Origin of the sequence: Phyllobacterium sp. SYP-B3895 (genome assembly GCF_009647635.1) — a bacterium.
In the GTDB taxonomy this organism is placed as follows: domain Bacteria; phylum Pseudomonadota; class Alphaproteobacteria; order Rhizobiales; family Rhizobiaceae; genus Phyllobacterium; species Phyllobacterium pellucidum.
The window spans coordinates 1,013,028-1,033,561 of the sequence record NZ_WJIG01000003.1 but is presented as its reverse complement, the minus strand read 5'-3'; the positions used below and the strand labels follow the sequence as shown (position 1 = coordinate 1,033,561).

Below are 20,534 nucleotides of genomic sequence, written 5' to 3'. Positions count from 1 at the left end.
ATAACGTCCTGACAAGTTTTAATGGTGCCCCCGGAGAGACTCGAACTCCCGACCCTCTGATTACAAATCAGATGCTCTACCAACTGAGCTACAAGGGCAGCGGCGTCCGCTTAGCATAAAGCTCGTTCCTGTAAAATTAAAAAATCGGCGGTGAAGCGATTTCGTCAACTTTTTTAGGCGTCGGCGGTTTTGCCAGATCAGCCCTGCCGTGCTACGCGGATAGCCCCGTGGGATAACATCGGCTGGTTGGAGCGAGGCCTAAATCGCGAGCACCTTGCCAGTTGAACAGCGCGCAATGAGGATCGACCGAGGATGAGCAGGCGGAAATGAACCGAAAAATAGAAACATTTGCCTTCGTTTCCTCAGGGACGCCCGATTCCGACGAGGCGATAAGCGAGCTTGCCCGGATCTATGGCCAGACCGAAGCGCGCAACGCCGACGTCATCGTCGCGCTTGGCGGCGACGGTTTCATGCTCGCCACGCTGCAGAACTACATGAACCAGGGCAAGATGATCTACGGCATGAACCGCGGTTCGGTCGGCTTTCTCATGAACGAGTATAAGGAAGAGGGACTTAAGGAGCGGATCGAGGCCGCACAAGCCGAAACCATCCGCCCGCTCAAAATGGTGACGGAGACGGCGGATGGCGAGAACTTCACAGCCTTTGCCCTCAATGAGGTGTCGCTGCTGCGCCAATCCTATCAGGCAGCGAAGATCCGCATCAGCGTCGATGGGCAGGTGCGGCTTGAGGAACTTATCTGCGACGGCGTCATGGTTGCGACGCCGGCCGGCTCGACTGCCTATAATCTCTCGGCGCAGGGGCCCATCATCCCGCTCGATGCGCGCCTTCTTGCGCTCACGCCTGTCTCGGCCTTCCGCCCGCGACGCTGGCGCGGCGCCCTTCTCCCAAACCGTGTGACCGTGCGCTTCGATATCCTCGAACCCGAAAAGCGCCCGGTCAATGCTGTCGCGGATCATACGGAAGTAAAGTCCGTCCTGTCGGTCACGGTTGAAGAAGCTTTGCAGATGCGCGCGACCATTCTGTTTGACAAGAACCATTCCTGGAACGAGCGAATTCTCAAGGAACAGTTCCTTTATTGACAACATTGGAATAAATTCGCGCCCAATTGTAACAAACTCTTAAATGTGACCTGCGCCAAGAGTTGACTTTTGCTCCCCTGCGCCGTAACGCCATTCAAGCAAAACGCTGTGCAATTCCAAAGACCAAGGCAATCCTGGTCGGATTATGGACAGGCGCAGCACCGACTGCAGATAGAAAGTTAAACCTCCGTTGACCACCTTTGCCGATCTGGGCCTTTCACCCAAAGTGCTCAATGCTGTAGAAGCAGCAGGATATACAATTCCGACACCGATCCAGGCTGGCGCCATTCCGCATGCGCTGCAGCGTAAGGACGTGCTCGGCATCGCCCAGACCGGAACGGGCAAAACCGCTTCCTTCGTGCTGCCGATGCTCACCCTGCTCGAACAGGGCCGCGCCCGCGCCCGCATGCCACGCACGCTCATTCTCGAACCGACGCGCGAACTCGCAGCGCAGGTCGAGGAGAACTTCGTCAAATACGGCAAGAACCACCGGCTGAATGTTGCCCTGCTCATTGGCGGTGTTTCGTTCGACGACCAGTTGCGCAAGCTTGAGCGCGGCGCTGACGTGTTGATCGCAACGCCGGGCCGCCTGCTCGACCATTTCGAACGCGGCAAGCTGCTGCTCAGCGCCGTCGACATTCTCGTCATCGACGAGGCCGACCGCATGCTCGACATGGGCTTCATTCCCGATATTGAACGCATCTGCAAGTTGATCCCGTTCACCCGGCAAACGCTGTTCTTCTCGGCGACGATGCCGCCGGAAATCACCAAGCTCACCGAACAGTTCCTGCATTCGCCCGCCCGCGTCGAAGTCGCGAAGGCGGCGACCACGGCCAAGACCGTCGAGCAGAAGCTGGTGAAGTCTGGGAAGAAGGATTGGGAGAAGCGAGCCGTGCTGCGCGACCTGATCCGCGCTGAAGACGAAGGCCTCAAGAATGCGATCATCTTCTGCAATCGCAAGAAGGATGTGTCGGAGCTCTTCCGCTCGCTCGTCAAGCATGAGTTCGATGCAGGTGCGCTGCATGGCGACATGGATCAGCGCGCGCGCACGACGATGCTTGCGAACTTCAAGGACGGGAAGCTCAAGATTCTGGTGGCCTCCGACGTCGCCGCCCGCGGCCTCGATATTCCGGACGTCAGCCACGTGTTCAATTTCGACGTGCCGATCCACTCGGAGGACTATGTGCACCGTATCGGGCGCACGGGCCGCGCCGGACGTTCCGGCAAGGCCTTCACCCTGGTGACGCCCGCTGACGTAAAGCACCTTTCATCGATTGAAAAGCTGATCGGCGAAGATATCAGCTGGCTCGACGGCGACCTCTCCACCCTGCCCGTTTCGACGGAACCCGAAGAGGCGCCGCGCCGCGGCCGCCGCAAGGCCGAGCCCAAGCGCCGGCCACGCAACGAAGGCCGCGAGCGCGAACGGCCCCAGTCAGAAATCGATATTCTCGCTGCCGCCGACAAGGCAAAGGACCCCGAAGAAGCGCCAGTCGTGGCCGAGGTCGCCGTAGCGCCGCGCAACGCCGACAAGCCGCACAGGGCAGCCATCAAGGCTGATAACGAACAGCGCCGCGGCAAGCCTTCACAAGCCGAGCCGCGCCGTGATCATCGGCGCGAGCGCGACGACCTTGGCTCGGCACCAGTCGGCTTCGGCGACGAAATCCCCGCCTTCATGCTGATCGACACCAAAATCTGAACCCAGGCAGTCTTGCCGAACCCCTTGCCCGTGAGCAAAGCTCAGGACCGGGATTCGGTTCAGACAGAAGGGGCTTCTCGTGCACACTCCGGGCGTCGGTTGCGGCATGGTCTTTTTGGATCGCGGCCGCATTCTCCTTCTGCAACGCAAGAAAAGCCCCGAGGCCGGAGCCTGGGGCATTCCCGGCGGCAAAGTGGATTTCCTCGAAACTGCCGAACAGGCCATACGCCGCGAAGCTCTCGAGGAGACTGGTCTTGAAGCCGGTATTGTCAGCTTGCTGGGCTTGAGCGAACAGCTCTTCCACGAAGAGCAACAGCATTGGCTCGGCATCCTGTATCTCGCAAAGACCTATACCGGCGAGGCCCGGCTGCTCGAGCCTGAAAAGCACCGCGGCATTGGCTGGTTTCCGCTCGGAGAGCTGCCGGAAAAGGTGACGATGCCGACGCTCCATGCCATCGACCTGTTGCGCGACCGAGCGGTCGTTTAGATAAATCCTGCCTCGGTATCTATTTCTTGGCGCGCAAAGATGCCTCATAAGCGCGCCGCGCCCACTCGCCATCATATCGGGATCGTCTATCGCCTCGTCCGGGATCGACCAGTAGGGCATGTCGACGGGCTTGTTCTTGCCGCTATAGCGCCATTGCCGACAGCCGGCGGCACTGAACGCGGGTGCCGAAACTGTATCAGCCTTGAGGAGAATCTCATCATCCACTTCAAGCGCGATGATCAAGCCATTGAAATAGATGCCTTTGCCGCCGAACATCCGCTTGATGGTCACGGGCCCGAGACCGGAGAAAAGATCATGAATCGCATCATTGTCCATGCAGGAACTATCGCAGGACAAGTACGGCGCGTCACGCCCGATTTGACAGGAGTAGTCTTAAGACGCGGCTGCAGCCAGCGCCTCAGGCTTTGCCGGCGTCAACTCGACTGATTCGCCGCAGCCGCAGGCCGACGTCTGGTTGGGATTGTTGAACACAAAGCCCGTGCGCAGCGTCGTCACTTCGAAATCCATCTGCGTGCCGAGGAGATAAAGCACGGCTTCCGGCGCTACATAGACCTTAACGCCGTCCTTCTCGACGACATCGTCACCCGGCTTTGCCTCGGTAACGAGATCGATCATGTATTCCATCCCTGCGCAGCCGCCCTTCTTGATGCCGACACAAATTCCCAGCGCATTCTCGCGCGTCGCGACAATCTCGCGGACGCGGTTGGCTGCAGCATCAGTCAACGTCATGACAGAAAAACGACCCATTTCTCATCTCTCTTCCTTGAGATCGCGGAACGATCACACAATACCATAGTTAATGTTACACAACCGTCACCGCAAGTGTTCAAACTGTCCCGGCCAACGATTGAGAGGCGGAGAGCCCATGAACCATCGCAATCTTCTCTACTGCAGCATCGCATTCGCCTTCCTTGCGCCAGCCTTCGCCTCGGCACAGGAAACGAAGCAGCCGGAACAAACGCAGGATCAGGGACAAACTCCGGCAAAACCCGCCGAACCCGCCGCCGAATCTCAAAACCAGACCCCGCCCGAGTATCTCGACAATCGCAGCACGCCGGAAACCCTGATCCGATCCTACTACAATGCCATCAACCGGCAGGAATATGCCCGCGCCTACAGCTATTATGCTCCAGACAATCCGCCCAAGCCTTTTGCCGAGTTTCAGAAGGGCTATGAGACCACGGCCTCGGTAAAAGTGCTCTTCGGCAAGGCCGAGGGCGAAGGCGCCGCGGGTTCCGCCTATTGGAGCAAGCCCGTTGCTATCGAATCGACCGACAAGGATGGCAAGACCGAAGTCTTCAACGGCTGCTATCGTTTGCGGCTCGCCAATCCGGCCATCCAGGGCGTGCCCTACGTCCCTATGTCGATCCTCGACGGAACGCTGGAGAAATCCGACAAGCCGCTCGAAGAAAGCGTTCCTGAGGGCTGCGAGGCGCCCTGACCAATTCATCGGACGGAGCCGAAGCCCGAGGGCTTGCGGCAAGCTATCCAAACAAGGAACGGCCTAATACCAGCCGACCGCAACCTGTGCCTCTTCCGACATCCGGTCGGGCGTCCACGGCGGATCGAAGGTCATCGTTACGTCGACGAAGCTGACGCCTTCGACGGCGCTGACTGCATCCTGCACCCATCCCGGCATTTCTCCGGCTACGGGGCAGCCCGGCGCCGTCAGCGTCATCTCGATCTTGACCGAGCGATCATCTTCGATATCTACCTTGTAGACGAGCCCGAGTTCATAGATATCGGCGGGAATTTCCGGATCATAGACGGTTTTCAGCGCACCGATGATGTCATCCGTCATCCGCGCCAGTTCATCGGCGGGAATAGCGGACGCCGACGCCGTGCCAACCGGCGTATGTACCGGATCGGCTGCAACCGTATCCTGCTTTTCAAGCGTTTCGACTTTATCGGCCATTATCATCACCCAAAGAATTTCCGCGCTTTCTCCAGCGCATCGGCAAGAACATCGATCTCGTTTCGCGTATTATACATGGCAAATGAGGCACGGCATGTCGACGTTACGCCAAATCGCTTCAGAAGCGGCTGCGCACAATGCGTACCGGCGCGCACCGCAACGCCGGCCCTGTCGATCACCATCGACACGTCATGGGCGTGAATGCCTTCGAGTTCGAACGAAATGATAGCGCCCTTGCCCTTGGCGTCGCCGAAAATGCGCAGTGAATTGATCTGCCGCAGACGCTCGTGGGCATAGTCGCGCAGATCTTCTTCATGCGCCAGAATTGCGCCGCGGCCGATCTTCTCGACATATTCGATCGCCGCACCAAGGCCGATCGCCTGGGCGATCGGTGGCGTACCCGCTTCGAACCGGTGCGGTGGATGGTTGTAGGTGACGATGTCTTCCGTCACCTCTTCGATCATCTCGCCGCCGCCCTGGAAGGGCCGCATCGCTTCAAGCTTTTCCTTGCGTCCGTAGAGCACGCCGATGCCCGACGGCCCGTAAATCTTGTGCCCGGTGAAAATGTACCAGTCGCATCCGAGATCCTGGACATCGACGGGCAGGTGCACCGCACCCTGGCTTCCATCGACCAGCACTGGAATGCCGCGTGCGTGGGCGATACGGACGATATCCTTGATCGGCGTCACGGTGCCAAGCACGTTCGACATATGCGTGATAGCGACGAGTTTGGTGCGCTCCGTGAGCCGCTTCTCGAATTCCTCGATATGAAACGCGCCTTGATCGTCGACCGGTACCCAGACGAGCTTGGCGCCCTGGCGCTCGCGAATGAAATGCCACGGCACGATGTTGGAATGATGCTCCATGATCGAGAGCACGATTTCGTCGCCCTCGCCGATATTCGGCATGCCATAGCCATAGGCGACGGTGTTGATTGCCTCCGTCGCCGACTTGGTGAAGACGATCTCGTCAACGGACGCCGCATTCAGAAAGTGCCGGACATTTTCACGCGCTTTTTCGTAGGCATCGGTCGCCGCATTGGAAAGGAAATGCAGGCCGCGATGCACATTGGCATATTCGTTGGAATAGGTATGCGTGATCGCGTCGATGACAGCCTGCGGCTTCTGCGCCGATGCACCATTGTCGAGGTAGACAAGCGGCTTGCCATAGACTTCGCGCGACAGGATCGGGAAATCGCGACGGATCGCCTCTACGTCGTAGCTGCTCGGAATGATCTTGGAGTCCATGATAGCCGCGTTATCCCGTTTTCCAGTTGACTTGGACGACCGCTCAGACGTGAGCGGCCAACCACTTGTCGAGGATGCCTTCAAGCGCTTCGACCAATTCCTCGTCTTGAAGCTCTTCGACGACCTCGGCCACGAATGCCTTGATCAGCAGCCCGCGTGCCTCGCTTTCGGGAATGCCGCGTGCCTGCAGATAGAACAGATGGTTCCCGTCGATTTCGGCAACCGTCGCGCCATGACCGCACGCAACGTCGTCGGCAAAAATCTCAAGTTCCGGCTTGGCGTCGAATTCGCCGTCGTCGGAAAGCAGGAGCGTGTTGCAGGCCATGCGCGCATCGGTCTTCTGGGCGATCTTGTTGACCTTGATCTGGCCCTGAAAGACGCCGCGCGCCCGGTCGGTCACGACGTTGCGGACGATTTCCACCGACGTCGTGTTCTCGACGAGGTGGCCGAGCGTCATCGTCACATCCGTATGGCTGTCGCCGCCGAGGAGATTGACGCCACGCAGCTGGAAGTCGCAGCCCTCGCCCTGGGCAAGCACGTGCACTTCCTGGCGAATGAGCTTGCCGCCAGCATTGACGACATAGAGGTTGAGCTTGGCGTTCTTGCCGATGGTGGCAATGAACTGAGCGAGCTGGGTCGACTGTTCGCCATGCTCGCGCAGGATGATCCAGGTAATTTCGCAATCGTCGGCAACTGTGACAGTGCTGATGCTCGTCGAGAAACCGTCGCCCTCGCCGCCTGCCTGGCGCTCGATGACCGTAGCCTTGGCACCCTTGCCGAATTTGACCGGAAACCGGACGTGGCCCTGGCCGCGCGTCTGAATATTCTGGAGTTCGAGCGGCGCACCAAGCTCGATGCCTTCGGCAACCGACACGGCCCAGCCATCAGTCACGTAGGCCGCGTTGATCTGGCCGATCGTGTCATCGCCATCACGGATGGCAAGTTCGCCGATCACCGATCCCTCCGACAGCTTTTCGCTGAACTTCTGGAATTCGACGCCATCAACTCTGGGCGCCACCAGGCTGACGCCGTTCGAAACCGCGGCAATGGCAGAGCCGGAAATAATCGGCAGCAATGCATTGGTGCCGGCTGCGCTGTCATAGGGCGCAACGCTGCGCAGCAGCGTCCGCAAATCGGTATAGTGCCAGGCTTCGACACGGCGCGAGGGCAGGCCCTGCTCCTTCAGCGCCTCAATGGCATTGTCGCGGGCGCTGGAGATCTCGCCATCGCCCGGCAGTTCGCCCATCCGGTCGACAAAGGCGTCGACCAGCGCGGCTTCCGCGGCCGTGGGCTGGCGTCTTGCGTGAACATTCATCATGACGCTCCTCAGGCTGCCTCGCCGATAATATCGGCGTAGCCGTTTTCTTCGAGGTGCAGGGCAAGTTCCTTGCCCCCCGACTTGATAACCTGACCCTTGTAGAGGACATGCACCGTGTCCGGAACGATATAGTCGAGCAGGCGCTGGTAGTGCGTGATAACAATTACGGCGCGATCCGGCGACCGTAGCGCATTGACGCCGTCGGCAACGATCTTCAGGGCATCGATATCGAGACCGGAATCCGTCTCATCGAGCACGCAAAGCTTGGGCTCGAGCAGTTTCATCTGCAGGATTTCGGCGCGCTTCTTTTCGCCGCCGGAAAAACCGACATTGAGCGGACGCTTGAGCATGCCGATGTCCATGTCGAGCGATGCGGCGGCGGTCTTGACGCGGCCGAGGAACTCCGGGATTTTCAGCGGTTCTTCGCCGCGCGCCTTGCGCTGCGAATTCATCGCCACCTTGAGGAATTCCATCGTGGCTACGCCCGGTATCTCCATGGGATACTGGAACGCGAGGAAAATTCCCTTTGCCGCACGCTCGGACGGGTCGAGATCGAGGATCGACTCGCCATTGTAGAGGATGTCGCCTTCCGTCACCTCATAGTCCTCGCGGCCAGCAAGAATATAGGAGAGTGTAGACTTGCCCGAGCCGTTGGGGCCCATGATGGCGGCAACTTCGCCGGCCTTGACGGTGAGGTTCAGGCCCCGGATGATCTCGGTGCCATCTTCGGCGATGCGTGCGTGTAGGTTTCTGATTTCCAGCATTTCATAGTTCCTTCGTATCCAGCGGGACCAGCAAACAGGCGATCCTCCGCTCAATTTCATGTCTAGGACGGATGACTCACGCCATCCTCAATTCAATTGTCGCCGCTCAGGCTTTTCAGGCGCTCGACCACGGATGCGAGCTCCTTGCGGGCCCGGATCAGTTCAGGTTCAAGCACACGTTCGGTCGCCGTGGACGAGCGCGCCAGCGTATCCGTCAATTCCTCGATGACTTCGCCAAGCTCTTCATAGCGCCGGCGCAACCTGTCGAGTTCTTCCTTCGTGGCGATGACCATTAACCGACGCTCCCCTCAAGGCTGATGCCGATGAGCTTCTGCGCTTCCACGGCAAACTCCATTGGCAGCTCCTGGATGACTTCCTTGACGAAGCCATTGACGATGAGCGCGATCGCCTCTTCCTCCGGAATGCCGCGTTGCATCACGTAGAACAGCGCGTCTTCGGAGATCTTCGAGGTGGTCGCTTCGTGCTCGAACTGCGCCGTGGCGTTCTTTGCCTCGATGTAGGGCACGGTGTGGGCGCCGCAGTCATTGCCGATAAGCAGCGAATCGCACTGGGTGAAGTTGCGCGCATTCTCCGCCTTGCGGTGCGCCGACACCTGGCCGCGATAAGTATTGTTCGACTTGCCCGCCGAAATGCCCTTCGAAATGATGCGGCTCGATGTGTTCTTGCCGAGATGCAGCATTTTCGTGCCGCTGTCGATCTGCTGATGGCCGTTGGAAACGGCGATCGAATAGAATTCGCCGCGCGAATTGTCGCCGCGCAAAATCACGGACGGATATTTCCAGGTGATCGCCGAGCCGGTCTCGACCTGCGTCCAGGAAATCTTGGAGTTGACGCCGCGGCAATCGCCACGCTTGGTGACGAAATTGTAGATGCCGCCCTTGCCTTCCGCATCGCCTGGGAACCAGTTCTGGACCGTCGAATACTTGATTTCGGCATTGTCGAGCGCAATGAGCTCGACCACTGCAGCGTGCAACTGATTCTCGTCGCGCTGCGGTGCGGTGCAGCCTTCGAGATAGGAGACGTAAGCGCCTTCCTCGGCGATGATCAGCGTCCGCTCGAACTGTCCGGTATCCCGCTCATTGATGCGGAAATAAGTGGAAAGCTCCATCGGGCAGCGCACGCCCTTCGGCACATAGACGAAAGAACCGTCGGTAAATACCGCGGAATTCAGCGTCGCATAGAAGTTGTCGGAGACCGGAACCACCGATGCGAGATACTTCTGCACGAGTTCGGGATATTCGCGGATCGCCTCCGAGATCGAACAGAAGATGACACCGGCCTTGGCAAGCTCAGCACGGAACGTCGTCACGACGGAGACGCTGTCGAACACGGCATCAACCGCGACCCGGCCTGACTTGTAGACGTTGTCGCTGACCTCTTCGTCGTCCGAATTGCTCGGTTCGCCCTGCTTGCGCACACCCGCAAGGATTTCCTGCTCTTTCAGCGGAATGCCGAGCTTCTCATAGGTACGCAGGAGTTCGGGATCGACCTCCGCAAGCGACGTCGGCCCGGTCTGGTTCTTCGGCCCGGCGAAGTACACCATGTCCTGGAAGTCGATCTTCGGATAGTTGACGCGCGCCCATGTGGGCTCTTCCATCGTCAGCCAGCGCTCGTAAGCCTTGAGACGCCATTCCAGCATCCATTCTGGCTCGTTCTTCTTGGCAGAGATAAAGCGAATGATATCTTCGTTGAGGCCCTTTGGCGCCTTATCCATTTCGATAAGGGTTTCAAAGCCATATTTGTACTGGTCCACGTCAAGGGTGCGGACCCGATCAATAGTTTCCTGCACGGCAGGCATTGGCGTTCTCCATCCACGCGGGGTTCAAGGTCCCGCAGTTGCAAACGTCAAGGCGTATGTCGTCTTGAATATTTGCTCCGTATGTAGTGCGCAATCGCGCGATTTAACACCCGGCTGACGCCGGATTTTTTCGGCTATCGACCGTAAACAGAGGTCGATAGCCGGAATTTCTACGCCGCATCCACGGCAACAGGTTTCGAACGGTCGCGGCGTGCGACGATTTTGGCCAATGCGTCGAGAAACGACGCAACGTCGCTTTCATCCGTGTCGGACGCTGTCGAAACTCTGAGGGCACCGGTGCCGCCACCAAAACCCATGGCGGCAAGCACATGGCTGGGGCCGACCTTGCCCGAGGAACAGGCGGACCCCGCCGATAGCGCGATTCCCGCAAGATCGAAAGCGATCTGCACGGTTTCGGCCTTCATGTCGCTCAGCGAAAAGAAGGTCGTATTCGGCAAGCGGTTGGCTCCCTCGCCATGGATGATCGCATCGGCCGCGATGGACTTGATGCCCTGCTCGATGGCGTCGCGCGTTTTGAGGGACCAGCCTCCGGCGTTCAGACGCCTGGTCGCGACCTCTGCCGCCGCGCCAAAACCTGCAATAACCGGCAGGGCTTCAGTGCCGGCCCGATGACCCTTTTCCTGGCCGCCACCGCGCACAAGCGCACGCGGCATGACCAGATCGGACACGGCCACAATGGCGCCGACACCCTTTGGACCACCGATCTTGTGTGAAGACAGGATGAGATAGTCAGCCGAAGTATCGGATATATTGAGCGCAATCCGTCCGGCCGCCTGAACCGCATCAACCACGAACAGGCCCCCGGTCGCTTTCACGACCTTGCCGATCTCGGCAGTCGGCTGGATAACACCGGTCTCGTTGTTCGCAGCCTGGACGGCCACCAGCGGCAGCCCCGCGCTTCGATCGTGGGCCTCAAGGGCGCGGCGCAGGAAATCAAGATCAAGGATGCCGTTGGCGTCGACAGGAACAATGGTGATCTGATCCGCGGGAAACTGGCCGCCTGCGAGAATGCACGGATGCTCGCTCGCACTTGCATAGAGATGGGAAAGGCGCATCGGCGCCCGTCCCATCATGAAATGCGGGGTCAGGAGGGTTGAAGCTGCCTCGGTTGCACCCGATGTAAAGAACACGTGGTCGGGCTTGGCGGCGACAAGCGCGGCGACATTCCGACGGGCGGTTTCCAAAATGGCCTTTGCCGCCCGGCCTTCCTGGTGAACGGACGATGGATTACCCGTCTGCATGAGCGCCTGGACGACAGCATCGCGAGCCTCCGGGATCAGCGGCGCGCTTGCATTGTAGTCCAAATAGGCGCGATTGCCGGCCATGGGTGGTCTTTGATCCTGTTCTTTATGAACACCGCGCTGCACAAAGCGCAATTTCCTTGAATTTTTGCCTCGGAACAGCCTATTAAGCCGCTTCGAGCAAAAATTCTATACCAGTTTTGAACGGTTCTAAACTGGTTTTATGGGCGCAGTTGGTTGCCGTCAAGTCCGGTCAACTACAACCGCCTGTGGCAAAGAGTGGAGTATACATGCCTGAAGTAATTTTCAATGGACCAGCGGGCCGTCTCGAGGGCAGATATCAGCCTTCGACGGAAAAAAACGCGCCGATCGCGATTGTCCTCCACCCTCATCCACAATTCGGCGGCACAATGAACAACAAGATCGTCTACGATCTGTTCTACATGTTCCAGCAGCGCGGCTTCACGACCCTGCGCTTCAACTTTCGCGGCATCGGTCGCAGCCAGGGCGAATTCGATCATGGTTCGGGCGAATTGTCGGACGCAGCCGGCGCGCTCGACTGGGTGCAGTCGCTGCATCCGGATTCGAAGACCTGCTGGGTGGCAGGCTACTCGTTCGGCGCGTGGATCGGCATGCAGCTCCTGATGCGCCGGCCGGAGATCGAGGGTTTCATCTCCGTCGCGCCTCAGCCCAACACCTATGATTTCTCGTTCCTCGCGCCCTGCCCCTCGTCCGGCCTGATCCTTCACGGCGATCAGGACAAGGTGGCACCGCCCAAGGACGTGCAAGGCTTGGTCGACAAGCTCAAGACCCAGAAGGGCATCACGATCACGCAAAAGACCATGGTCGGCGCCAACCATTTCTTCTCCGGCATGACCGATGAAGTCATTGCCGAATGTTCGGACTATCTGGACCGCCGCCTGAACGGCGAACTGGTTGAAGCCAAGCCGAAACGGCTGCGATAACGGGATTGAAGACTACGGATCCTCGGGACAGGCCCGAGGATCATGGTGAGCCCGATCTACCTCCGACCGGCAATTACCCCGCCTGACACCGGCGCTTTGCAACCCGTCGTCGTCGGCCAGGTCAAGGGCAGCCCGTAGAGGGCACGAACGGCGAGGTAGGCCCAGGCCTCCGCCTCCATCGAATCTCCATTGAAACCAAAATCTTCGGCGACGACGACCTTCGCGCCCGAAAGCCCCGCGCCGTCCGACAGGTCCTTCAGGATCGTTGCGTTCTTGCGCCCGCCGCCGCATATGATCCACAGCGACGGCGTTTCAGGTGCATAGGCACCCGCCTTCAATATGGCGTCGGCCGTCACTCTCGCCAGCGTTCGCGCCCCATCGGCAAGCTCGGCATCTCCGAGTTCCTCCAGGGTAAAATCATTGCGGTCTAGCGATTTCGGCGGCTGCAAATCGAAGAACGGTTTCGTCAAATAGCGTGTCACCGCCGCACCCACGATCTCGCCCTCGCTCGCGATGGCGCCGCCCGCATCATAGGCAATCCCGGCGCGGTCCTCGACCCACTGATCGATCAGCGTATTGCCCGGTCCCGTATCGAAAGCGATCGGATCGCCCTTTGAAGGCACGATCGTCACGTTGGAAATACCGCCGATGTTGACGAAGACCACCGGCCGGCCGTGGCTGAGTTCAGCGGGAACATGCCGCGTAAGCGCACTGTGATAGGCCGGCACCAGCGGCGCACCCTGACCGCCATGCACCATGTCGTTGGCACGCATGTCGTAGACGACGGGAATGCCAGTCACTTTGGCAAGAAGTTCGCCGTCGCCCAGTTGGACAGTCAAACCTTCGCCTGGTCGATGCAAAACGGTCTGGCCATGAAACCCAATAATATCAACATCTTTCAGATCGATCTTATAATCCGACAGAAACTGCTTCACGGCATCGCCGTGCCGCCGCGTCAGCTCTTCTTCGATCTGCGCGAGCGTTCCCGGCCGCTCATTGCGCCGCTGGATGGCCTTCGCCTCCCTGAGCGACGTTTCAATGCGGCGACGGAATGCCGTCTCGTAGGGCGTGAAGCCGGACGGCCCCCGCACGACATCGCCGCCCCCATCAGTTTCGACGAGCGCGATATCGATGCCGTCCATCGACGTTCCGCTCATCAGCCCGATTGCACGCCGTATTGCCGCCAAGACACTGCCTTTCTTGTGATTCGATTGAGAATGATGTTAAACGGCACCGTCTGTTAAGGCACATGCTTTGTGCCGTTTGATTCAATCAGGAAAATCCGAAATGTCTGCCTTCAAATCCGAGTTTCTGCACACGCTTTCCACGCGCGGCTTCATCCATCAGGTCTCCGACGAGGCCGGTCTGGATGCGCTTTTCGCCAAGGAAACCGTGTCTGCCTATATCGGCTTTGATCCGACGGCATCGAGCCTTCATGCGGGCGGCCTGATTCAGATCATGATGCTCTACTGGATGCAGAAAACCGGCCATCGCCCTGTCGCACTGATGGGCGGCGGTACCGGCATGGTCGGCGACCCGTCTTTCAAGGACGAGGCGCGCAAGCTGATGACGCCCGAGACCATTCAGTCCAACATCGATGGCATCAAGCGCGTATTCACCAATTATCTCACCTTTGGCGATGGTCCCCGTGACGCGCTGATGGTCAACAATGCCGAATGGCTTCTGCCGCTCAACTACCTCGAATTCCTGCGCGACGTCGGCCAGCACTTTTCGGTCAACCGCATGCTGTCGTTTGATTCGGTCAAGCAGCGGCTCGATCGCGAGCAATCGCTGTCGTTCCTCGAATTCAACTACATGATCCTCCAGGCCTATGATTTCGTCGAGCTCAATAAGCGCTACGGCCTGCGCCTGCAAATGGGCGGCTCGGACCAGTGGGGCAACATCGTCAACGGCATCGACCTCGGCCATCGCCTGGGAACGCCGCAACTCTACGCCCTCACCTCGCCGCTGCTGACGACATCTTCAGGTGCGAAGATGGGCAAATCGATGAATGGCGCCGTATGGCTCAACGCCGAACTCCTGAGCCCCTACGATTTCTGGCAATACTGGCGCAATACCGAAGATGCCGATGTGGAGCGCTTCCTGAAGCTCTACACGACACTGCCGCTGGATGAGATTAGCCGGCTTAGCGCATTGGGTGGTGCGGAGATCAACGAGACCAAGAAGGTTCTCGCCACCGAAGTGACGAGCCTGCTGCATGGCCGGAAGGCTGCTGAAGAAGCAGCCGAGACCGCGCGCAAGACTTTCGAGGAAGGCGCTCTTGCCACGAGCCTGCCGACAGTCGAGATCGCCGCAAGCGAACTTGAGGCCGGAATTGGTATCTTGACCCTTATTGTCAAGGCCGGGCTCGCCGCTTCCAACGGCGAAGCGCGCCGCCATATCCAGGGAGGCGCAGTTCGGATCAATGACGCCAGCATATCGGACGAGCGGGCTCAGGTCGGCGCTTCGGAGGTGACTGGCGATGGCGTGATCAAGCTCTCGCTCGGCAAGAAGAAGCACATCCTCATTCGCCCGGTCTGATCAAGTCCCTACTGGAACTCGAAGATCGAACGAAAGATGCCAGGAGCAATCACGGATATCGGGTTGACGATGATCTGCGGTTGCTTCAGCGGTCCCTGCAGCCGGTAGGTTATGCCGATGAGGCCGCGGTCGCGGCCATTGCCGAGGAACATGCCGAGGATCGGCAACTCGCCGAAGATTCGATTGATGCCGTAGGCCGGCATGAATGTTCCGGTCAGGTTCATGTTCCCTGCAGGATCGCTGAGAACGCCCTGAAACGTCGTGCCGATCGTCGGCCCACGGATCACGCCATTTGCAAGATTGATGTAGTTCGAGCCTTTCTCGATCTGCGAGAAGCCGCGATCGAACGTCACGCGCGACACGTCGATGTTCTTCTGCACGGCATCGTTGAGGCTCGTGCCGTTTGGCGAGGTTGACACCAGTTTGGCGAGCCGCGGCTCGTTCACGAGCGTGAAGTTCTGGGCATCGACCTGCCCGCGCAACGGCCCATCGCCTTTGGAGTCGAGGGCAACGCTAATGCTGCCTCCCTGCATCTTCTCGTAAAATCCGAAGAAGCGCAGCACCGCACCGGCTTCGCGCGACTGAAGGTTGATAGAGCGGGCGCCGCTCCCGGAACTATCCGTCGCAATCACCTTCTGGCCAGATTTGCTGATCGCGTTGAAGGCGAGACCCGAAACATTTGAGCCGACGCCCTCGTAGGAAAGCGAGACATTGCTGAAGGTTTCCTGATAAAATCCGACGACATTGTCGATGTCGGCATTTATCAGCACTCTCTGCTTGCCACCTGCCTCGCTGTTCTTCTGCTTCTTGTCCGTGATCTGGTTGAGCAAGGGCCGCGCGTCGAAGGCATTGCCCTTCACATCGACGCGGAAGCCATATTGCGTCCGCGCCACCTTGACCGTGATTTCGTCGCCGCGATTGAGCTTGACGTTATTGAAATCTGCCGAGCTCAAATCGCCGCCGACGACCTTGACATCGCCCTGGATGCGGAACGTGTCGCCCGCAATATCGAGATCCTTGATGATTGCCGTATCGCCGTCCTGCTGCAGGGCGAATTTTGCGGTGGCCTTCACACCGGCGCCCTTGGTCCAGCCGATTTGCGCCAGTTTTATCTCGGCCTTGGTCAAGTCCGCCGTTGCAACACGCGCGCCATCGGTACCCTTTGAAATATCGACCGAAATCGGGCCGGACAGCAGCGGGTCGAGCGCAGGAAACAGCGCGTTGCGTGTCTTGTCGTCGAGCCGCAGGGTGACGTTCTGCTCGCGCTTTGCCGTGTTGCCGCCCAGGGGTTCGAACAGTTCCACATCGGCGGGAATGCCGTTGAGTTTGGCTTCAGCATCAAGGCTCGCCCCCTCGCGGGTGACCGAAAGTGAACCACTTGCATCCGTGATCAACTGTCCGTCGATCTTCTTGGCGAGGTCGATGTTGGAGAGCGCCATCTCGGCGGTATATGTGAGGCTACCCGGGGGCGCGCGCCGCGTAATCGGGAATGAGACGAGCACGTGTGCCTTGACGTTCCCCTTGATGTCATCGGGCGTGAAGGGCAGGTTTTTTACGGCGTTTATGGGCTTGTAGCCGATGATTTCGGCGACGGCGGAAGCGTCGCCTGCAAGATTGAGGTCAAGATCGGCAAGCACCGGCCGTTGCGGTCCCCACGGGATGACCAGCGCGCCGCCGACAATATGTGCTTCGCGGTTGTTCGGGGTAATTGCAACGCCGTTCTCCAGGGAGATCGTCGTGCGCGCGCCGCGCACGCTGATCTTACCGTCGGCATTGCTGACCGGCGGCAGTTCACCGACGATATTGAAGTGCGAGCCCTGGACGGCAAAATCCGCCTGCAGTTCATCGGCTTCGAGCGGCGGCGGCTTGCCGGGGCCGTTGAACCGGCCCGCCGCGAAATTCAAGTCGATCCTGCTGTCACTGGTCGTTCCGCCGGAGAGATTTTCGAGAACCCACCGCCTCGCGCCGGTAGCGACCCAGACGGGCCATAACTGTTTGGCATGGGCAACGGGCATGTGTGGAATCTGCAGCGACATTTGCATGGCCGGCGTGCCATTGCCAAAAATCGCCCTGGCAAGACCCATCAACTCGCTGTCTTCGCCGGCACGTACGGAAATCTTCGGGATATCGAGCAATTTTTGCGAGGGCACGTATCGTCCCGACAAGCCGGCATCGAATGCCAGCGCCGGTTCGCTCGAGTCCTGCGGCGAGGACATTGCCTGGTTGGTACCGAGTTCGAACCGATAAGCCGGTTCCGCCGGATTTGTCGCGTCCGGGGTAATCGCGCCCGTGACGGTTCCCTTGAATGCACCAAAATGCAGCATCGAAGGCTTGAGATCGATCGCCTTCGACCCGGCAGCGTGCTCGAAATTGATCTGCGCAGCGACAGCCATATCGTCGACATTGCCGATTGAAACCGGCCCCTCGCCTATGTTGAGCGCACCCCAGACGCGGGCCGGCTCGCTCGCCGACCCGGCAAGACCGTCGAGCTTGATTTCGGCGAGATTGTCATAGGCAAGATAGGCGCCGTCAGGCTTAATGCCATCGACATCGGGCACAGGCGCATTGCCAAAAGTGCCTTGGAGAGGAATTTTGCTGATGTCGAGCGAAAACGCCTCGATTTTCGCGCCGACGGCCGAGCGCTTTGCCTGTGCGGCAATGGCGATTTGCTTGCCTCGCCACTCGACGGTTCCGTTGATGGCGACAGGCCCGCCAGTCTCTGACAGATCGAGATTGACGATCCGCAGTCGCTCCGGTGCACCGGCGATGGTGAAATCAAACGATGTGTCGGTGATTGTAATGTCGCGGGTCTCGCGCTGGTCGAGCAGCGACACCGCGCTTTCAAGTCCCGAAAAGATCAGGCGCGAGGCGCCATCGAGATCGACGAGACCCTGCGCGTCCCAGGGAACGAGGGTCATGAAATCGAAAGGTACCTTCGACGTCACCCTGATCTCGGCACCGTCGAGTTCGAGACGCTCGACCTTGACGCTACCCTGCAGCAGCGGCAGCGTCGCCAGACCGATCCGCACAGAACGGACATTGTTGATTTCGATGCCGCGCTTCGCGTCGGCAATGTTGACGTCCCTTGCCTCGAGGGCGACGTGATGGCGCTGGTCGAGTGATATCTGCGCCGACTGGATGGTTGCCGCAGTCTCCGGGCCGACAACCGATTTCAAGGCTGCCTGCGTGCGCCGGGTCAGGGCTTCGCCGCCTATGCCGACCCGCAGAACCGTAAAGGCTATGCCACCAAGAATGGCGACAAGAATGATGAACGAAAAGCAGGCGTTCGTTGCAATATGCAAACGCGAACGGCGCCGCGGCGTCGCCACGGGAGCCCTGCCGCGCTTATGAGCTGACGGGTAACGATGAAGTTTTGTGAAGTCGCGCTTCGTGAAGCGGACTTTTTCCGGTTTCTCTGTCAAATTCCCAAGCCAATTGAGGAATCATATGGGAAACCGTAGACGATTCCCTAGCCTCTGTAGTTGCGTAACTGAGGCGGGCATTCAATAATCAAAAGAAAGGCATTCATATGACAGTTCTGGACACTGGAAGCACCGCTCCGGACTTCACCCTGCCCCGCGATGGCGGCGGCGACATCACACTGTCCGCGCTGCGCGGCAAGCCGGTCGTGCTCTATTTCTACCCGAAGGACGACACCAGCGGCTGTACCCAGGAGGCGATCGAATTTTCCGGCCTTAAGCCGCAGTTCGAAGCGCTCGGCGCCACCGTTATCGGCATGTCCCCTGACGCCGTGAAAAAGCACGACAAATTCAAGACAAAGCATGATCTTAAGGTCGATCTCGTTGCGGACGAGGACAGGAAGATCATCGAGGCCTATGGGCTCTGGGTCGAAAAGAGCATGTACGGCCGCAAATATATGGGCGTAGAACGCACGACTTTCCTCATCGATGCGAGCGGAAAAATTGCCCGGGTGTGGAACAAGGTCAAGGTTCCCGGCCACGCCGCGGAGGTTCTCGAGGCGACGCGGGCGCTCAAAAGCTGATTTCTTCGCTTTTTCATTGCGAAATCAATGAGAATGCCCGGCTCTGTCAGGATTTATTAACCCTAACAGAGTGTAGTGATTTGCAGGAATTCAGCTGCGGATCGACGAACACACAGCCATGAAAAAGGTCAAGAGCTCCAGCATCTTCGGCACGATCAAGGAACCGCATACAATCATCATTGCGCGCGGCGAAACGATCCGCCATTTCAGCGTGAAGCCCTGGGCCGCGCTCCTCGGCGGGTCGCTAGCCGTGGGCTTTGCCGGAACCTACATCCTTGCCACATCCTACCTCGTTTTCCGCGATCAGCTCATAACCGGAAGCGTCGCCCGGCAGGCGCAGATCGAGCGCGCCTACGAGGATCGCATCGCCGCGCTCCGCACACAGCTCGACCGCGTTACCAGCCGCCAGCTTCTCGACCGGAAACTGGTCGAGGGCAAGGTTGCGGAACTTGTTCAGCGCCAGAAGCGCCTGACCGAGCAGCACCAAAAGCTTGCGCCCATGCTCAAACGCGCCGGCAATACCTTGCCGGCTGACGTTGCTCCACACCTCGCGATGGACAGCGACGCCGACAATATTGTCAGGTCCGAGGACGCCGATGCCTTCTATGGGATCGATCCGATCATCACCGGCCCAACCTCGACGACGCAAAAGCCCGCGCCGCGTGACGACAAGGCGAAAGCCAAGGTCAACAAGGCCGGACTGCTCGATTCCGTCGACCATTCGCTTGCGGCGGTCGAAACCAAGCAGTCCCGCCAGATGCAGACGCTGTCCAATTCGGCCTATGAAGCCGCCGACAAGATCCTCGACGCGCTTGCTGCGACGGGAATCAAACGGGCGGCCGGCGGTGAGACCGCCGGCGCCGGCGGCCCGCTCATTCTGGCAAGCTTTAAGCCAACCGCGCCATTCGACACGAAGCTCGCCGATTTGAATGATGCGTTGCATCGTCTTGAAGGCGCAAAGAAGCTGGCAAAGGCGGTCCCCATCGCCAACCCGGCGCCGGGCATGCCCGTATCAAGCTCCTTTGGCGTGCGCAGAGACCCGCTCATCGGCATGATGGCTTTTCACTCGGGCATGGATTTTCGCGCAATAGCGGGAACGTCGGTTCTTGCCACGGCCAACGGAACCGTGACTGCTGCCGAATATGCCGGCGGTTACGGCAATATGGTCGAGGTCGACCACGGCAACGGGCTCGTCACGCGTTACGGCCATATGAGCCAGATCCTCGTCAAGACGGGCCAGCGCGTCAAGCTCGGTGACGTTCTCGGCAAGGTCGGGAGCACAGGACGCTCAACCGGCCCGCACCTTCATTACGAGGTGCGCAGGAATGGCAACGCCGTCGATCCGACGACCTTCCTCGCCATCGGCCGGCAGATCGCTGCCGACCTCTAAAAATGC

Annotated in this window: 17 protein-coding genes, 1 tRNA gene and 3 pseudogenes; 9 read left to right on the top strand and 12 right to left on the bottom strand. The window is 59.2% G+C overall.

Translation table 11 applies throughout. The annotated features are described in order from the left end of the window. Positions 1-22: 22 nt before the first annotated feature. Positions 23-98 (bottom strand) — tRNA-Thr (locus GF108_RS17550). Positions 99-326: 228 nt separating this feature from the next. Here GF108_RS17550 and GF108_RS17545 point away from each other — a divergent pair. From GF108_RS17545 to GF108_RS17535, 4 genes and pseudogenes are all read left to right on the top strand, one after another. Next, positions 327-1,100, top strand: a complete 774-nt coding sequence (locus tag GF108_RS17545) for an NAD kinase (RefSeq protein ID WP_027231401.1) — start codon at positions 327-329, stop codon at positions 1,098-1,100. Positions 1,101-1,290: 190 nt separating this feature from the next. Then, a pseudogene (locus GF108_RS17540) lies at positions 1,291-2,473 on the top strand (DEAD/DEAH box helicase); the annotation flags it as partial. A 164-nt stretch (positions 2,474-2,637) separates the two neighbouring features. Then, positions 2,638-2,796: pseudogene (locus GF108_RS22770) on the top strand (ATP-dependent helicase); the annotation flags it as partial. Positions 2,797-2,875: 79 nt separating this feature from the next. Next, positions 2,876-3,283 carry an NUDIX domain-containing protein gene (locus tag GF108_RS17535; protein WP_370462203.1) on the top strand — a complete coding sequence of 136 codons (408 nt, stop codon included), beginning with the start codon at positions 2,876-2,878 and terminating at the stop codon, positions 3,281-3,283. A gap of 19 nt (positions 3,284-3,302) precedes the next feature. On the opposite strand, the pseudogene GF108_RS17530 reads toward GF108_RS17535, so the two are convergent. Further along, a pseudogene (locus GF108_RS17530) lies at positions 3,303-3,619 on the bottom strand (TfoX/Sxy family protein). A 57-nt stretch (positions 3,620-3,676) separates the two neighbouring features. After that, positions 3,677-4,051: a Fe-S cluster assembly scaffold SufA gene (gene sufA / locus GF108_RS17525; protein WP_153669380.1), complete on the bottom strand. Its 375-nt coding sequence runs from the start codon at positions 4,049-4,051 to the stop codon at positions 3,677-3,679. Between the two features lie 118 nt (positions 4,052-4,169). Between sufA and GF108_RS17520 the strand changes: the two genes are divergently transcribed. Next, positions 4,170-4,745, top strand: a complete 576-nt coding sequence (locus GF108_RS17520; protein ID WP_153669379.1) for a hypothetical protein — start codon at positions 4,170-4,172, stop codon at positions 4,743-4,745. 63 nt (positions 4,746-4,808) lie between these two features. Here the strand turns inward: GF108_RS17520 and GF108_RS17515 are convergent, their stop codons facing one another. The 7 genes from GF108_RS17515 to GF108_RS17485 all read right to left on the bottom strand — a co-directional run bounded on the left by GF108_RS17515 (position 4,809) and on the right by GF108_RS17485 (position 11,713). Next, positions 4,809-5,225 carry an SUF system Fe-S cluster assembly protein gene (locus tag GF108_RS17515; protein ID WP_370462202.1) on the bottom strand — a complete coding sequence of 139 codons (417 nt, stop codon included), beginning with the start codon at positions 5,223-5,225 and terminating at the stop codon, positions 4,809-4,811. Beyond that, positions 5,225-6,466: a cysteine desulfurase gene (locus GF108_RS17510; RefSeq protein WP_153669377.1), complete on the bottom strand. Its 1,242-nt coding sequence runs from the start codon at positions 6,464-6,466 to the stop codon at positions 5,225-5,227. The genes GF108_RS17515 and GF108_RS17510 overlap by 1 nt, the downstream gene beginning before the upstream one ends. Before the next feature lie 43 nt (positions 6,467-6,509). Then, positions 6,510-7,781 (bottom strand): Fe-S cluster assembly protein SufD, encoded by a 1,272-nt coding sequence (gene sufD / locus GF108_RS17505; RefSeq protein WP_153669547.1) that lies wholly within the window; start codon positions 7,779-7,781, stop codon positions 6,510-6,512. A gap of 11 nt (positions 7,782-7,792) precedes the next feature. After that, the gene (gene sufC / locus GF108_RS17500; RefSeq protein WP_027231410.1) at positions 7,793-8,548 is read right to left on the bottom strand and encodes a Fe-S cluster assembly ATPase SufC; all 756 of its coding nucleotides are present in this window, start codon (positions 8,546-8,548) and stop codon (positions 7,793-7,795) included. 92 nt (positions 8,549-8,640) lie between these two features. Further along, entirely contained in the window at positions 8,641-8,841 is a 201-nt protein-coding gene (locus GF108_RS17495; RefSeq protein WP_153669375.1) for a hypothetical protein, read from the bottom strand. Further along, complete coding sequence (sufB, locus tag GF108_RS17490) at positions 8,841-10,367, bottom strand: Fe-S cluster assembly protein SufB (RefSeq protein ID WP_153669373.1); 1,527 nt, start codon at positions 10,365-10,367, stop codon at positions 8,841-8,843. The genes GF108_RS17495 and sufB overlap by 1 nt, the downstream gene beginning before the upstream one ends. A 170-nt stretch (positions 10,368-10,537) precedes the next feature. Continuing rightward, complete coding sequence (locus GF108_RS17485; protein ID WP_153669372.1) at positions 10,538-11,713, bottom strand: cysteine desulfurase family protein; 1,176 nt, start codon at positions 11,711-11,713, stop codon at positions 10,538-10,540. 206 nt (positions 11,714-11,919) lie between these two features. Between GF108_RS17485 and GF108_RS17480 the strand changes: the two genes are divergently transcribed. After that, a complete protein-coding gene (locus GF108_RS17480; protein ID WP_027231414.1) occupies positions 11,920-12,594 on the top strand; it encodes an alpha/beta hydrolase in 675 nt (224 codons plus the stop codon). Between the two features lie 56 nt (positions 12,595-12,650). Here the strand turns inward: GF108_RS17480 and GF108_RS17475 are convergent, their stop codons facing one another. After that, positions 12,651-13,781 (bottom strand): anhydro-N-acetylmuramic acid kinase, encoded by a 1,131-nt coding sequence (locus GF108_RS17475; RefSeq protein ID WP_153669370.1) that lies wholly within the window; start codon positions 13,779-13,781, stop codon positions 12,651-12,653. A gap of 100 nt (positions 13,782-13,881) precedes the next feature. On the opposite strand from GF108_RS17475, the gene tyrS reads away from it, so the two are divergent. Then, entirely contained in the window at positions 13,882-15,135 is a 1,254-nt protein-coding gene (tyrS, locus tag GF108_RS17470; protein WP_153669369.1) for a tyrosine--tRNA ligase, read from the top strand. 8 nt (positions 15,136-15,143) lie between these two features. Here tyrS and GF108_RS22765 read toward each other — a convergent pair whose 3' ends face one another. Continuing rightward, on the bottom strand, positions 15,144-18,464 hold the full coding sequence (locus GF108_RS22765; protein WP_153669367.1) for a DUF3971 domain-containing protein: 3,321 nt from the start codon (positions 18,462-18,464) through the stop codon (positions 15,144-15,146). A gap of 200 nt (positions 18,465-18,664) precedes the next feature. Between GF108_RS22765 and GF108_RS17460 the strand changes: the two genes are divergently transcribed. Beyond that, positions 18,665-19,138, top strand: coding sequence for a peroxiredoxin (locus GF108_RS17460; protein ID WP_153669365.1), 474 nt, complete (start codon positions 18,665-18,667; stop codon positions 19,136-19,138). A 118-nt stretch (positions 19,139-19,256) separates the two neighbouring features. Then, a complete protein-coding gene (locus GF108_RS17455; protein WP_153669363.1) occupies positions 19,257-20,528 on the top strand; it encodes a M23 family metallopeptidase in 1,272 nt (423 codons plus the stop codon). The last annotated feature ends 6 nt before the right edge of the window (positions 20,529-20,534 follow it).